This window comes from Streptomyces sp. NPDC046887 (genome assembly GCF_040644755.1).
GTDB lineage: Bacteria > Actinomycetota > Actinomycetes > Streptomycetales > Streptomycetaceae > Streptomyces > Streptomyces lichenis.
The window spans coordinates 16,279-31,199 of record NZ_JBEYXH010000005.1 but is presented as its reverse complement, the minus strand read 5'-3'; the positions used below and the strand labels follow the sequence as shown (position 1 = coordinate 31,199).

Genomic DNA, 14,921 nt, shown 5'->3' with positions numbered 1-14,921 from the left:
CCGGACGCGACTTCGTGACCTCGCGACTTCGCGACTCAAGGAAGGTTGACCGGCTGATGGCTGTGGACACCCCCAGCCAGTCGGTGGCTGAGGCCGCGGGTGGCGACACCCGCGGCCCCGCCCGCCGTGCTGGCAGGTCCAAGAGTGGACCCAAGGGCGGACCGAAGGGCTCCGGAGGCAGGGCGAAGCGCTCCCTGGCCACCCACTGGTACGCCTGGGCGATGGTCGCCCCGGTGGTGGTCGTGATCGGCGTGATCATCGGCTATCCGCTGGTGCGCGGGATCTACCTCTCGCTCACCGACGCCACCGAGCGGAACGTGGCGCGCTCCATCGGGGTCAACGAGATCCCGGCCACCTACGAGTTCGTCGGCCTGGAGAACTACAAGACGGCGCTGAGCAGTTCGCAGTTCTTCGACACCCTGGGCTGGACCCTGGTGTGGACGGTCGCCTGCGTCTCGGTCACCTTCGTGCTCGGCCTCACCCTGGCCAACATGCTCAACCGGAAGATGGCCGGCCGCTCCGCGTACCGGATGCTCATCATCCTGCCCTGGGCGGTGCCCGGCTTTGTCTCGGTCTTCGCCTGGCGCTTCCTCTACGACGAGCGGCGCGGCCTGCTCAACCAGGTGCTGGCCGGCGGCGGCATCGACGCGGTGCCCTGGCTCAACGACCCGACCATGGCCAAGCTCTCGGTCATCGCGGTCAACGTCTGGCTGGGCGTCCCCTTCATGATGGTCGCCCTGCTCGGCGGGTTGCAGTCCATCCCCGGCGAGTTGTACGAGGCCGCCGAGATGGACGGCGCCAACGCCTGGCAGCGGTTCCGCAACATCACGATGCCGGGGCTGCGTTCGGTCTCCACCACGGTGGTGCTGCTCTCCACCATCTGGACCTTCAACATGTTCCCGGTGATCTTCCTGCTGACCCGCGGCGGACCCGGCGAGGCGACCCAGATCCTGGTTACCCAGGCGTACAAGTTCAGCTTCGAGATCAGCCCGCGCGACTTTGCGCAGTCCTCCACCTGGGGTGTGCTGATCCTGGTGCTGCTGATGCTCTTCGCCGCGGTCTACCGGCGAGTCCTCCGCAAGCAGGGAGAAGTCTGGTGACCACCGCGACCGACACCGCCAGGACCCACCGCCGTACCCCCGAGGTCAAGACCCGCCGCCGGGGGCAGCGCTCCCCGCTCGCCTCCATTGGCCTGCACGCCGGCCTGATCATCGCCTCGGTCGTCGCGGTCTTCCCCGTCCTCTGGGTGCTGCTGACCTCGCTCAAGCCCGCGAAGTACGCCACCACCACGGACTTCTTCCGCGAGACGACCTTCGAGAACTACACCGACCTGCTGCGGGACACCCCGTTCCTCACCTGGTTCGGCAACTCGCTGCTGATCGCCGGACTGACCACCGTGGTGGGTGTGTTCGTGGCCGCCACCACCGGCTACGCGGTCAGCCGCTTCCGCTTCCCCGGCAAGCGCGGGCTGATGTGGACGCTGCTGATCACCCAGATGTTCCCGGTCGCCGTCCTGATCGTGCCGATCTACAACATCATGGCGGCCATCGGCCTGCTCAACCAGGCCGCCGGCCTGGTCATCACCTACCTCACCATCGCGGTGCCGTTCTGCGCCTGGATGATGAAGGGCTTCTTCGACACCATCCCGGCCGAGATCGACGAGTCCGGGCAGGTCGACGGCCTCACCCCGTTCGGCACCTTCTGGCGGCTGATCCTGCCGCTGGCCAAGCCCGGTATCGCGGTGACCGCCTTCTACTCCTTCATCACCGCCTGGGGCGAGGTCGCCTACGCCTCCGCCTTCATGGTCGGCGACGAGAACCTCACCCTCGCCGGAGGACTCCAGAAGTTCGTCAACCAGTACGGCGCCCAGTGGGGCCCGATGACCGCCGCCTCGGTGCTCATCGCCATCCCCGCCGCGCTCGTCTTCCTCTTCGCCCAGCGCCACCTGGTGACCGGCATGTCCGCCGGCGCCGTCAAGGGCTGACACCGAGGGGGTACGAGGACGGGCCACCGCCCCCGTTCTCGTACCGCCCTCCCCGCCCCTCGCGCATCCAGTCGCCCCGCCCGCCCGCCGGGGCCCCGCCTCCCCCTCTACCTCCAGGGATGACATGACCCAGCACCTCGCCGCCGCCCCCGCCGCCCCGACCACCGGCACGCACACGGGCTGGTGGAGAGACGCGGTGATCTACCAGGTGTACCCGCGCAGCTTCGCCGACGGCAACGGCGACGGCATGGGCGACCTGGAGGGCATCCGCAGCCGGCTGCCGTACCTGAGGGACCTGGGCGTGGACGCCGTCTGGCTCAGCCCCTTCTACGCCTCCCCGCAGGCCGACGCCGGCTACGACGTCGCCGACTACCGGGCCATCGACCCGATGTTCGGCACCCTGCTGGACGCCGACGCCCTCATCCGCGAGGCCCACGCCCTGGACCTGAGGGTCATCGTCGACCTCGTCCCCAACCACTCCTCGGACCGCCACGAGTGGTTCCAGCGCGCCCTGAAGGAAGGTCCCGGCTCCCCTCTCCGCGAGCGCTACCACTTCCGCCCCGGAAAGGGACCGGACGGCGAACTGCCCCCCAACGACTGGGAGTCCATCTTCGGCGGCCCCGCCTGGACCCGTACCGCCGACGGCGAGTGGTATCTGCACCTCTTCGCCCCCGAGCAGCCCGACTTCAACTGGGAGCACCCGGCGGTACGGGACGAGTTCCGCTCCATCCTGCGCTTCTGGCTCGACATGGGCGTCGACGGCTTCCGGGTGGACGTGGCGCACGGCCTGGTCAAGGCCGAGGGGCTGCCCGACATCGGCTCCCACGACCAGCTCAAGCTGCTCGGCAACGACGTCATGCCCTTCTTCGACCAGGACGGCGTGCACGAGATCTACCGCTCCTGGAACCAGGTCCTCACCGAGTACGACGGGGACCGCATCCTGGTGGCCGAGGCCTGGACCCCCACCGTCGAGCGCACCGCGAACTACGTCCGCCCCGACGAGATGCACCAGGCGTTCAACTTCCAGTACCTGGGCACCCATTGGGACGCCGCCGAACTCCGTACCGTCATCGACGCCTCGCTCGCCGCGATGCGCCCGGTCGGCGCGCCCACCACCTGGGTGCTCTCCAACCACGATGTCACCCGGCACGCCACCCGGTTCGCCAACCCGCCCGGCCTCGGCACCCAGCTCCGTACCCCCGGCGACCGTGCCCTGGGCCTCCGCCGCGCCCGCGCCGCGAGCCTCCTGATGCTCGCCCTGCCCGGCTCCGCCTACGTCTACCAGGGCGAGGAACTGGGCCTGCCGGACGTCACCGACCTGCCCGACGAGGTCCGCCAGGACCCGTCCTTCTTCCGCGCCACCGGCCAGGACGGCTACCGCGACGGCTGCCGCGTCCCCATCCCCTGGACCGCGTCCGGCCCCTCCTACGGCTTCGGCACCGGCGGCTCCTGGCTCCCGCAGCCCGCCACCTGGGGCCCCCTCAGCATCGAGTCCCAGACCGGCGACCCCGCCTCCACCCTGGAGCTCTACCGCTCAGCCCTCACCATCCGCCGCACCCACCCCGCCCTGGGCGCCGGCGAGTCCATCGAATGGCTCCAGTCGGCCCCCCACGGCGTGCTCGCCTTCACCCGCCGCCCCGGCTTCACCTGCACCGCCAACACCACCGGCGCCCCCGTCCGCCTCCCCGCCCCCGGCCGCCTGCTGCTCTCCAGCGCCGAGGTCACCGTGGCCGACGGCATGGTCACCCTCCCCGCCGACACCACCGCCTGGTGGGCGGTGTGACCCTCTCCCCGCCGCGCGGCGACGCGCGGCCCGAGCCGCGGGGCGACCGAGGAGGGGACGCCCCGCGGCTCGCGGACATCGCCGTCCAGGCCGGGGTCAGCGAGGCCACCGTCAGCCGAGTGCTCAACGGCAAGGCCGGGGTGGCCGGTTCGACCCGCCACCGCGTCCTCGCCGCGCTGGACGTCCTCGGCTACGAACGCCCGACCCGCCTCCGCCGCCGCAGCGCCGGCCTCGTCGGCCTGGTCATCCCCGAACTGACCAACCCGATCTTCCCGGCCTTCGCCCAGGTCATCGAGCAGGTCCTGGCCGGCCACGGCTACACCCCGGTGCTCTGCACCCAGATGCCCGGCGGCGCCACCGAGGACGAACTGGTGGAGCAACTGGAGGAGCGGGGTGTCACCGGCATCGTCTTCCTCTCCGGACTGCACGCCGACTCCGCCGCCGACCCGGCCCGCTACGCCGGCCTCACCGCCCGCGGTGTCCCGTACGTCCTGATCAACGGCTTCAACGAGCGCATCGACGCACACTTCGTCTCCCCCGACGACCGCGCCGCCGCCCGGATGGCCGTCCACCACCTCGTCGAACTCGGTCACCAGCGCATCGGCCTGGCCATCGGCCCCACCCGCCACGTCCCCTCCCGCCGCAAGGCCGAAGGCTTCACCCAGGCCCTCGAAGAGTTCCTGAACCTGCCCCCCGAACAGGCGGAGGACTGGACCCACTCCACCCTCTACGGAGTCGAGGGCGGCCACGCCGCCGCCTCCGTCCTCCTGGACCGGGGCTGCACGGGCATCGTCTGCGCCAGCGACCTGATGGCCCTCGGCGCCATCCGCGCCGCCCGCACCCGCGGCCTGGACGTCCCCTCCGGCCTCTCCGTGGTCGGCTTCGACGACTCCCCCCTCATCGCCTTCACCGACCCACCCCTCACCACCATCCGCCAACCCGTCCACGCCATGGCCACCGCCGCCGTCAACGCCCTGTTGGAGGAGATCCAGGGCAACCCGGTCCAGCGCACCGAGTTCGTCTTCCAACCCGAGCTGGTGGTACGCGGCTCGACGGCGCGGCCGGGGGCCTGATCGCACGGACGGGAGCGGCTGGCCCTAGCACCCGCTCGACCGTCCGGCACGTAGTGCTAGGCCTCTGGCCACGGGCTCAGCGTATGAGCCGCATGTCGCGGACTCATACCTCTCTGACGACCACCGACCGTGGCACCAGCTTCTCCAGGTCGTCCACGTCCGAGGTGAAGACGGTGACCTGCCCCCGTTGCCGACGCGCGACCATGGCGAGTACGGCGTCGATCGCGTACTTGTGACCGTGCAGACCTGTCTCCGCCAGCAGCCGACGGGCCTCTCGGGCCTCCTCTCTGCCGATCTCGGCGACCTGGAGCCGGGAGAGCACCCAGTCCCAGCGCCGCTCCGTGGTTCTGCCGTCGTACGCTTCCACGAGCGTCAGAGGAGAGGTCACCACATCCGCCTCCCCACGGGCGGCGAGGTCGAGCAAGGCGATTATCGACCGGTCGCCGCGCACGGCGAGGGAGAGGGCCTCGCAGTCGAAGACGAAGACGCGCAGCGCCCGCTGCCCGAGGCCGCCCGTGCGCTCCTTCACGCCGCCTCGCCCGCATCGCGCCCGGCTCCGCCCCGGCGCCGCTCGTGTTCGGCGTCGAGGTCCTGCAACTCGGCCAGGGCCGCCGCGTGCTCCTCGTCGGTCACCGGGCCGTGCTCCTCTTGCAGCCAGTCGACCAGCTCGACCAGCCGGTCCCGGTCCCGCTTGTAGCGCAGGGCCTCGGCGACATAGGCGGACAAGCCGCGCTCGGCAGCATCGGCGCGGATCTCGTCCAGAAGATCCTCGGGGATGGTGATGGTCACCTTCTTCGTTGCCATACTTGCCACCATACTCGCCGGGTGGGAAGCCATACCTCACCCCGCTTCTGACGGATCCCGCCCTCGGGTAACCGTCTCGGTCGACCGCTCACGCCACTTGCGTGCTTGACCCGCCTGCACCCCCTCGCCCACTCATGCCGCCGGCCCCGGCCCTCCTGTGCGGGGAGGGCCGGGGCCGGCGGGGTGTGCGGAGGGTTGGGGCCGTCCGCGGGGAGGGCCCGGGGCCTGGCCCGTGGGTTGGGCCGGGGCGGGGTCGTGCGCGGCCTCGGGCACTCCCGGTGACGACCGGCCCGGCCGGTCGGGCGCGTGGAGCCGGGCAGGCCCGGCTCTCCGGTCGGCCGGACCGGAGTCGGGAGGACCGTAGCATTCATGAAACGGCTTGCGAAAGAGCTTGCAGGAGGTGGGCGAGGATCGTCGCCGGGTCGTGATGTGGATGTTTCCCACGGGTAAACCAAGCGTGTCCAAAGCCTTGACCGGCCCGCCGGGGCCTCGTACGGTCACGTCCGAAAACCGTTGCTGACTTCTTGCAGCAAGAGGATGCAGTGACGGCCCTCCAGTACCACCCCGGCCTTGCGGGCATGGCGCGTTGCCGCACGAGGCTGCACCCGCATCCGCACCTCCCTGTCCCCAGGAGGCACCATGGCCGCAAAGACGCTGCCAGCCAGAGCCCTGGCCGCCGCGCTCGCCCTCACCGCCGGAGCCGCGCTCACCGTCGCCACCCCCGCGGCGGCACCCGCCCGGGCCGCCGCGCCGGGCACCAAGGACGTCACCGCCGTGCTCTTCGAGTGGAAGTTCAACTCGGTGGCCAAGGCGTGCAAGGACACGCTGGGCCCGGCCGGTTACGGCTACGTCCAGGTCTCACCGCCCCAGGAGCACATCCAGGGCCCCCAGTGGTGGACCTCGTACCAGCCGGTCAGCTACAAGATCGCCGGCCGGCTCGGTGACCGCGCCGCCTTCCAGTCGATGGTCAACACCTGCCACGCCGCCGGCGTGAAGGTCGTCGTGGACACCGTCATCAACCACATGTCGGCCGGCAGCGGCACCGGCACCGGCGGCTCCTCGTACAGCAAGTACGACTACCCGGGCATCTACTCGGGCTTCGACATGGACGACTGCCGCGCCACCATCAGCAACTACCAGGACCGGGTCAACGTCCAGTTCTGCGAGCTGGTCGAGCTGGCCGATCTGGACACCGGCGAGGAGTATGTGCGCGGCCGGATCGCCGCGTATATGAACGACCTGCTCACCCTCGGCGTGGACGGCTTCCGCATCGACGCCGCCAAGCACATGCCGGCCGCCGACCTGGCCGCCATCAAGGCCAAGCTGACCAACCCGAGCGCCTACTGGAAGCAGGAGGCGATCTTCGGCGACGGGGAGGCGGTCTCCCCGAGCGAATACCTGGGCAACGGCGACGTCCAGGAGTTCCGCTACGCACGGGACCTGAAGCGGGTGTTCCAGAGCGAGAACCTCGCCTATCTAAAGAACTACGGGGAGGGGTGGGGGTATATGGCGTCCGGCAAGTCGGGGGTCTTCGTGGACAACCACGACACCGAGCGCCAGGGCGACACCCTCACCTACAAGAACGGCTCCGCCTACACCCTGGCCAATGTCTTCATGCTGGCCTGGCCCTACGGCTCCCCGGACGTCCACTCCGGCTACGAGTGGAACGACAAGGACGCCGGTCCGCCCAACGGCGGCCAGGTCAACGCCTGCTACAGCGACGGCTGGAAGTGCCAGCACGCCTGGCGGGAGATCTCCTCCATGGTCGCCTTCCGCAACACCGCCCGCGGCCAGGCCGTCACCCACTGGTGGGACAACGGCGGCGACGCCATCGCCTTCGGGCGGGGCAGCAAGGCCTACGTGGCCATCAACCACGAGACCGGCCAGCTGAACCGCACCTTCCAGACCGCGCTGCCCGCCGGCACGTACTGCGATGTGCAGAGCGGCCGTTCCGTCACCGTCGACGGCGGCGGCAAGTTCACCGCCACCCTCGGCGGCGGCACCGCCCTCGCCCTGCACACCGGCGCCCGCAACTGCACCAGTTGACACCCTGCCCCGCGCCCACCCCAAGCGGTGCGGCGCGGGGCCTCCCGCACCCCGCCAGACCAGGAGACCCGTTGTGAATCGGCTCCATCCCCGGCCCAGGCCCCGGGCCCGTACCCCGCGTACCGCGGTCGCCGCCCTCGCCGCCGCCACCGCCGCGGCCCTCGTCCCGGCGCTGCCGGCCACCGCCGCGCCCCGGCCGCCCGCCCCGCCCTCGGACGCCCGGCTCGCCGCCGAGCCCGCCCGGCACGATCTGACCCGCGAGCAGTTCTACTTCGTCCTGCCGGACCGCTTCGCCAACGGGGACCGGGCCAACGACCGCGGCGGACTCACCGGTTCACGGCTCAGGACGGGTTACGACCCCTCCGACAAGGGTTTCTACCAGGGCGGTGACCTCAAGGGCCTGACCGAGAAGCTGGACTACATCAAGGGGCTCGGCACCACCGCCATCTGGATGGCGCCGATCTTCAAGAACCAGCCGGTGCAGGGGGAAGGGAAGGACGCCTCGGCCGGCTATCACGGGTACTGGATCACCGACTTCACCCAGGTCGACCCGCACTTCGGCACCAACGCCGATCTGGAGCGGCTGGTCGACAAGGCCCATGACAAGGGCATGAAGGTCTTCTTCGACGTCATCACCAACCACACCGCCGATGTCATCGACTACGAGGAGAAGAGCTACGGCTATCTGTCGAAGGGGGCCTTTCCGTATCTGAGCAGGGACGGGAAGCCGTTTGACGACGCGGAGTACGCGGATGGGGGGCGCCCGTTCCCGAAGACGGGGAAGGGGACCTTTCCCCGTACGCCGGTCGTCCCCGAGGGCAAGAAGAAGGCGAAGGTCCCGGGCTGGCTCAACGACCCGGCGATGTACCACAACCGGGGCGACTCCACCTTCGCCGGTGAGTCCTCCACCCATGGCGACTTCGCCGGGCTGGACGACCTGTGGACCGAGCGGCCCGAGGTCGTGGCCGGTATGGAGCGGATCTACCAGCGCTGGGTGCGCGACTTCGGCATCGACGGCTTCCGGATCGACACCGTGAAGCACGTCAACACCGAGTTCTGGACCCAGTGGGCCACCGCCCTCGACGCCTACGCCGCCAAGCGCGGCAAGGACGACTTCTTCATGTTCGGTGAGGTCTACTCGTCCGACCCGGCCGTCACCGCCCCCTATGTCACCCAGGGCCGTCTGGACGCCACCCTGGACTTCCCCTTCCAGGACGCGGCCCGCTCCTACGCCTCCCAAGGCGGTTCGGCGGCGAAGCTGTCGGCCCTCTTCGCCCAGGACTACCGCTACACCACCGACAAGGCCAACGCCTATGAGTCGGTGCCCTTCCTGGGCAACCACGACATGGGCCGCTTCGGCACCTTCCTGAAGCAGGACAACGCCACAGCCGACGACGCCGAACTGCTGGACCGCTACCGGCTGGCCAACGAGCTGATGTTCCTCAGCCGGGGCAACCCGGTCGTCTACTACGGCGACGAGCAGGGCTTCACCGGCGCCGGCGGCGACAAGGACGCCCGGCAGACCCTGTTCGCCTCCAAGACCGCCGACTACCTGGACGACGACCAGCTCGGCACCGACCGCACCCATGCCGCCGACGCCTACGACACCCGCCACCCGCTCTACCGCTCCCTCGCCGAGCTGTCGAAGCTGACCAAGGCCCACCCGGCCCTCCGCGACGGGGTACGCACCGAGCGCCACGCCGACCAGGGCCAGGGCGTCTACGCCTTCTCGCGCATCGATCCCCGGGCGAAGACCGAGTATGTCGTCGCGGTCAACAACGCCCGGGCGGCGAAGACGGTGGAACTGGCGACGGACTCGCCGGACACCGCCTTCTCTACGCTGTACGGGGGCCAGGGCACCGTCCGCTCCCAGGGCGCCACGCTCACGGTCACCGTCCCCGCCCTCTCCTCCCTCGTCCTCAAGGCCGCCCGCCCGATCGCCGACCCGGCCACCCGGCCCGCGATCGAGCTGACCGCGCCCGCCGCCGGGGCCACCGGCACCGTCGAGCTGAACGCCCAGGTCACCGGCGGCCGCCTCAACCGGGTCGTCTTCGCCGCGCAGACCGGCAACGAGCCCTGGCAGGTCCTCGGCAGCGCCGACCACGCCCCGTACAAGGTCACCCACACCCTGGCCAGGACCACCGCCGCCGGGACCCCGGTCCGCTACAAGGCGGTCGTGGTGGACAGCAGGGGCCGCACCGCCAGCGCCCTGGCCGCCACCACCGCGGGGGCGCCGGTCACCCCCGCCCCGCCGAGCGCGGTGGAGCGGGAGTACGCGATCGTCCACTACCAGCGGCCGGACGGCGACTACAACGGCTGGGAGGTGAGGACGGGGAGCGCGACCGTCCCCTTCAGCGGGCGGGACGCCTATGGGGCGTTCGCCTGGGTCAAGGTGGACGAGGGCGCGGGGAGCGTCCCGTACACCGTGGTCAAGGGCTCCACCAGCGACGGGCCGCAGCGGACCATCGATCTGGCCGCCACCGGCGAGGTGTGGATCAGGCAGGGCGAGGACGGGCAGCGGAACACCGCCCCCGACGGCGCCTACCCGCCGCAGGACCCGAGCAAGGCCGTCATCCACTACCACCGCCCCGACGGGAAGTACGAGGGCTGGGGCCTGCACACCTGGACCGGTGCCGCCACACCCACCGACTGGGCCAAGCCCCTCCAGCCGGTCCGCACCGACGCCTTCGGCGCCACCTTCGAGGTGCCGCTCGCCCCGGGCGCGACCTCGCTCTCGTACATCGTCCACAAGGGCGACGAGAAGGACATCCCGGCCGACCGCTCCCTGGACTTCGGCACCCATGGCAAGGAGGTGTGGCTGCTCACCGGCGACACCGGCTACCTCCTCCCCACCTCCGGGGCCGCCCCGGTCTTCGACCTGACCAAGGCGGCGGCGCAGTGGATCGACGCCGACACGGTCGTCTGGAAGGCGAAGGCCACCCCCGGCACCGGGCTCGCCCTGGTGTACGCCAAGGACGGCGGCCTCGCCGTCGAACGCGGCGCCCTCACCGGCGAGGGCCGGCGGCTCCGGCTCACCCCGGGCACCCTGACCGACGCCCAGAAGGCCCGCTTCCCACACCTCAAGGACCTGCCCGCCTTCACCATCGACCCGCGCGACCGCTCCCGGGTGCGTGAGGCGCTGCGCGGCCAGGTCGTCGCCGCCCAGTGGGGTACCAACGGGGCACTGCTCGCCGCCACCGGCGTCCAGCTCCCCGGCGTACTCGACTCCGTGTACGGAGGGCGGGCCGCCAAGGCCGCCCTCGGCCCGGTCTTCTCGGCCGGCGGTCGCCCCACCCTCTCCGTCTGGGCTCCCACCGCCCAGACCGTCGCCCTGGAGCTCGACGGCCGCCGGCTGCCGATGCGCCGCGACGACGCCACCGGCACCTGGTCGGCCACCGGCCCGGCGAGCTGGCGGAACAAGCCGTACCGCTACCTGGTCACGGTGTACGCGCCGAGCGCGGGCAAGACCGTCACCAACGCGGTCACCGACCCGTACGCCACCGCCCTCACCACCGACTCGGCCCGCAGCCTGGTCACCGACCTCGCCGACCCGGCCCTCGCCCCCCGCGGCTGGAAGTCCCTGCGCAAGCCCACCGCCGTCCCCCTCCGGGACGCCCAGATCCAGGAACTCCACGTCCGCGACTTCTCGATCAACGACCGGACCTCCCGGCACCCCGGCGGCTATCTCGCCTTCACGGACACGGCGTCCGACGGGATGAAGCATCTGCGCAAGCTCGCCGCCGCCGGCACCTCCTATGTCCACCTCCTCCCCGCCTTCGACATCGGCACCATCCCGGAGAGGAAGTCCGACCAGACCACCCCCGACTGCGACCTCACCACCCTCCCCGCCGACTCCGAGCGTCAGCAGGAATGCACCTCCAAGGCCGCCGCCAAGGACGGCTTCAACTGGGGCTACGACCCACTGCACTACACCGTCCCCGAGGGCTCCTACGCCTCCGACCCGAACGGCACCGCCCGGACCGTCGAGTTCCGCCGGATGGTGAAGTCGCTCAACGACAGCGGGCTGCGCACCGTGATGGACGTGGTCTACAACCACACCGTCGCCTCCGGGCAGGACGAGAAGTCGGTGCTGGACCGGATCGTGCCCGGCTACTACCACCGGCTGCTGGAGGACGGCACCGTCGCCACCTCCACCTGCTGCGCCAACACCGCGCCCGAGCACACCATGATGGGCAAACTGGTGGTGGACTCGGTGGTCACCTGGGCCAGGGAGTACAAGGTCGACGGCTTCCGCTTCGACCTGATGGGGCACCACCCCAAGGCCAACATCCTCGCCGTCCGCAAGGCCCTGGACGCCCTCACTCCGGCTCGTGACGGCGTAGACGGGCGGAAAATCGTCCTCTATGGCGAGGGGTGGAACTTCGGCGAGGTCGCCGACGACGCCCGGTTCGTGCAGGCCACCCAGAAGAACATGGCCGGCACCGGGGTCGCGACCTTCTCCGACCGGGCCCGGGACGCGGTACGCGGCGGCGGTCCCTTCGACGCCGACCCCGGCGTCCAGGGCTTCGCCTCCGGCCTGTTCACCGACCCCAACACCTCCACCGCCAACGGCACCCCCGCCGAGCAGCGCGCCCGCCTGCTGCACTACCAGGACCTGATCAAGGTCGGGCTGACCGGCAACCTGGCCGACTACACCTTCACCGACACCTCCGGGCGTACGGTCAAGGGCTCCCAGGTCGACTACAACGGCGCCCCCGCCGGCTACGCGGCCGCCCCCGGCGACGCCCTCGCCTACGCGGACGCCCATGACAACGAGACCCTGTACGACGCGCTCGCCTTCAAGCTGCCGGCGGCCACCGCCCCGGCGGACCGGGCCAGGATGCAGGTGCTCGCCATGGCCACCGCCGCCCTCTCCCAGGGCCCGGCCCTCTCGCACGCCGGCAGCGACCTGCTGCGCTCCAAGTCGCTGGACCGCAACTCCTACGACTCCGGCGACTGGTTCAACGTACTGAACTGGGACTGCCGGGCCGGCAACGGCTTCGGCCGCGGACTGCCGCCGGCCGCCGACAACAAGGACAAGTGGGCGTACGCGCGTCCGCTGCTCGCCTCGCCCAACCTCAGGGCCGGCTGCCCCGAGATCAACGCCACCTCGGCCGCGTACCGGGACCTGCTCACCATCCGCACCACCGAGAAGGCCTTCAGCCAGCCCACCGCCGACCGCGTCCAGTCCGCGCTGTCCTTCCCGCTCTCCGGCAAGGACGAGACCCCCGGGGTGATCACCATGGCCCTGGGCGACCTGGTCGTGGTCTTCAACGCCACCCCGGACCGGCAGACCCAGACCGCTCCCGCCCTCGCGGACAAGGGCTACGCCCTCCACCCGGTCCAGGCGGCCGGCGCCGACCCGGTGGTCAAGGCCGCCGACTACCGCCCGGACACCGGGGCGTTCACCGTCCCGGCCCGCTCGGTGGCGGTCTTCGCCCGCTGACCGCACCGGATACGCCGGATACGCCGGATACGGGGGGTGCGGGAGACGGGTGACCGCCTCCCGCACCCCCGTATCGTTTCCCGAGCGCGACACCCCCTGTACGAGTTCCGGGAGAACCACCATGCCGCAGATCACCGTCGACTACTCCGCCACCCTGGAGGAGGACTTCGACCGCCGGGGCTACGCGCTCGCCCTGCACCCCGTGGTCGTGGAGACCGCCGGCGCGCGGCTGCCCGCCTGCAAGACCCGCACCCGCCGCAGCGAGCAGACGGTCATCGCCGACGGCGGGGCCGAGGAGCCCCTGATCCACATCACCGTCGCGCTGGTCGCCGGCCGCACCGAGGAGGCCAAGGCCGCCCTCGCCGAGGCGGCCGTCGCCCTCACCGCCGACTTCCTCAAGCCCGGTCTGCCGCCGGTGCACATCTCCGCCGAGGTCCGCGACCTCGACCCCTCCTACCGCCAGAACTGATCGCCCGCCGCCCCTTCCGGGGGCCCTCAGAACACGGTGTCCTTCTGGTCGGGGATCACCGCCCCGCGGTCGTCCAGGACCGGGCCCAGGGAGCCGTCGGGGTTGACGCGGGCGCGCTCGGCGCAGGGGTAGGGCGTGCTCAGGGCGGGCTTGGGCTCCAGGAACATCGGGTTGACGATCCACCTGCCGTCACCGTTGTGGTAGGCCCGGCACATGAGCTCGGCCTTGTTGCGGTTGAGCACCAGGCGCAGTCCGGTGGCGTCGTGGAGGAAGGTGGCGTCGGTGTCGGAGTCACCGGCGGCGAACACCTGGCGCCGGTCGGCCGGCTGCCGTTCGAAGGCGCGGTGCGGCGGTACGCCGAGGATGGTGCGGTTGATGGCGCAGCGCTTGCCGTCGATATACGGGATGGCCTCCGGGTCGCCGCCGCAGCCGCGCAGCCGGGGGGTGAGCCGCCCGCCGGAGCGCAGGTTCTCCACCCCGATGACATGGTCCGCGCCGATCCCCACCTCACGGGCCCAGACCTGTACGACGGGCTGGGCGGAGGCGGAGGTGATCCATACGTCGAACCCGGCGCGGTGCAGGGTCCGTATCAGGTCGCGCTGCTGGTCGTAGTAGCGGATCCAGCCGGTGACCTTCCGGGTGCCGACCCGCTGCTGGGTGCCCGGCGCGGCGCGGAGGTTCTCGGCGCGGGCGGCGGCCGCGTAGCCGCGGACCTGCCGGGGGGTGTGCCCGGAGAGGAGCTGGGCCGCCCACGCGTACGACGGCTCGGTGCGGCGGTGGTCGTAGCCGGCGAAGGCGGGTGCCCCGGCGGTGGTGGCGCCGTCGCTGTAGACGGAGAGGATCTCGTCGGCGCAGCGGGTGTCGCCGCTGGTGGGCAGCGGGCGGCCGGCGGGGGTGGCGGTGCCGCAGGCCCGGCGCAGGGCGGCGGCCGCGTCCGGGGTGAGGAACGGGCTGGTGGTGCGCCAGTCCTTGCGGGTGGGCTGGAGCACCTTGTCGTGGCGCAGCAGCCAGAAGGTGGTGGCGTCGCCGACGTCGTTCTTGACGACCGTGTTGTCCCAGTCGAAGACCGCCAGCGGCTTGGACCTCCCCGATGTGCCGCAGCGGCCGTGGCGGTCGATCAGCTCCTGGAGCCGGTCGCGGTTGCTCCCGTACCAGGTGAGGCGGGGGTCGAGCCGCGGGCAGGCGCCGGCCGCGGGGCGGGGGCCGGACGGCGGGGCGGCACCGGCGGACGCCGGACCGGGCAGGACCGTCGCGGCGGCGGCCAGGAGGAGGGCCAGGATGGTGGTGGTGCGGTGTCGTCTCATGGAGGGGGCCGG

General features: G+C 71.4%; 9 protein-coding genes and 1 pseudogene. 7 read left to right on the top strand and 3 right to left on the bottom strand.

Annotated features, from left to right (window positions below; translation table 11 throughout):
• The first annotated feature begins 56 nt into the window (after positions 1–56).
• From ABZ945_RS07390 to ABZ945_RS07375, 4 genes are all read left to right on the top strand, one after another.
• The gene (locus ABZ945_RS07390) at positions 57–1,100 is read left to right on the top strand and encodes a sugar ABC transporter permease (RefSeq protein ID WP_361265366.1); all 1,044 of its coding nucleotides are present in this window, start codon (positions 57–59) and stop codon (positions 1,098–1,100) included.
• An 86-nt stretch (positions 1,101–1,186) separates the two neighbouring features.
• Positions 1,187–1,984, top strand: a complete 798-nt coding sequence (locus tag ABZ945_RS07385; protein ID WP_361265980.1) for a sugar ABC transporter permease — start codon at positions 1,187–1,189, stop codon at positions 1,982–1,984.
• Positions 1,985–2,108: 124 nt separating this feature from the next.
• The gene (locus tag ABZ945_RS07380; RefSeq protein WP_361265363.1) at positions 2,109–3,767 is read left to right on the top strand and encodes a glycoside hydrolase family 13 protein; all 1,659 of its coding nucleotides are present in this window, start codon (positions 2,109–2,111) and stop codon (positions 3,765–3,767) included.
• A 77-nt stretch (positions 3,768–3,844) separates the two neighbouring features.
• Complete coding sequence (locus ABZ945_RS07375; protein ID WP_361265977.1) at positions 3,845–4,840, top strand: LacI family DNA-binding transcriptional regulator; 996 nt, start codon at positions 3,845–3,847, stop codon at positions 4,838–4,840.
• 103 nt (positions 4,841–4,943) lie between these two features.
• On the opposite strand, the gene ABZ945_RS07370 is transcribed toward ABZ945_RS07375, so the two are convergent.
• Entirely contained in the window at positions 4,944–5,369 is a 426-nt protein-coding gene (locus ABZ945_RS07370) for a PIN domain-containing protein (RefSeq protein WP_361265359.1), read from the bottom strand.
• A complete protein-coding gene (locus tag ABZ945_RS07365; RefSeq protein WP_361265356.1) occupies positions 5,366–5,644 on the bottom strand; it encodes a CopG family transcriptional regulator in 279 nt (92 codons plus the stop codon). Before ABZ945_RS07365 ends, ABZ945_RS07370 begins: the two co-directional genes overlap by 4 nt.
• A gap of 654 nt (positions 5,645–6,298) precedes the next feature.
• Here ABZ945_RS07365 and ABZ945_RS07360 point away from each other — a divergent pair.
• From ABZ945_RS07360 to ABZ945_RS07350, 3 genes and pseudogenes are all read left to right on the top strand, one after another.
• A pseudogene (locus ABZ945_RS07360) lies at positions 6,299–7,684 on the top strand (alpha-amylase family protein); the annotation flags it as partial.
• Positions 7,685–7,763: 79 nt separating this feature from the next.
• The gene (gene pulA, locus ABZ945_RS07355; RefSeq protein ID WP_361265353.1) at positions 7,764–13,136 is read left to right on the top strand and encodes a pullulanase-type alpha-1,6-glucosidase; all 5,373 of its coding nucleotides are present in this window, start codon (positions 7,764–7,766) and stop codon (positions 13,134–13,136) included.
• A gap of 121 nt (positions 13,137–13,257) precedes the next feature.
• A complete protein-coding gene (locus tag ABZ945_RS07350) occupies positions 13,258–13,605 on the top strand; it encodes an isomerase (protein ID WP_361265350.1) in 348 nt (115 codons plus the stop codon).
• A 26-nt stretch (positions 13,606–13,631) separates the two neighbouring features.
• Here ABZ945_RS07350 and ABZ945_RS07345 read toward each other — a convergent pair whose 3' ends face one another.
• Positions 13,632–14,909, bottom strand: coding sequence for a haloacid dehalogenase-like hydrolase (locus ABZ945_RS07345; protein WP_361265347.1), 1,278 nt, complete (start codon positions 14,907–14,909; stop codon positions 13,632–13,634).
• Positions 14,910–14,921: the final 12 nt, after the last annotated feature.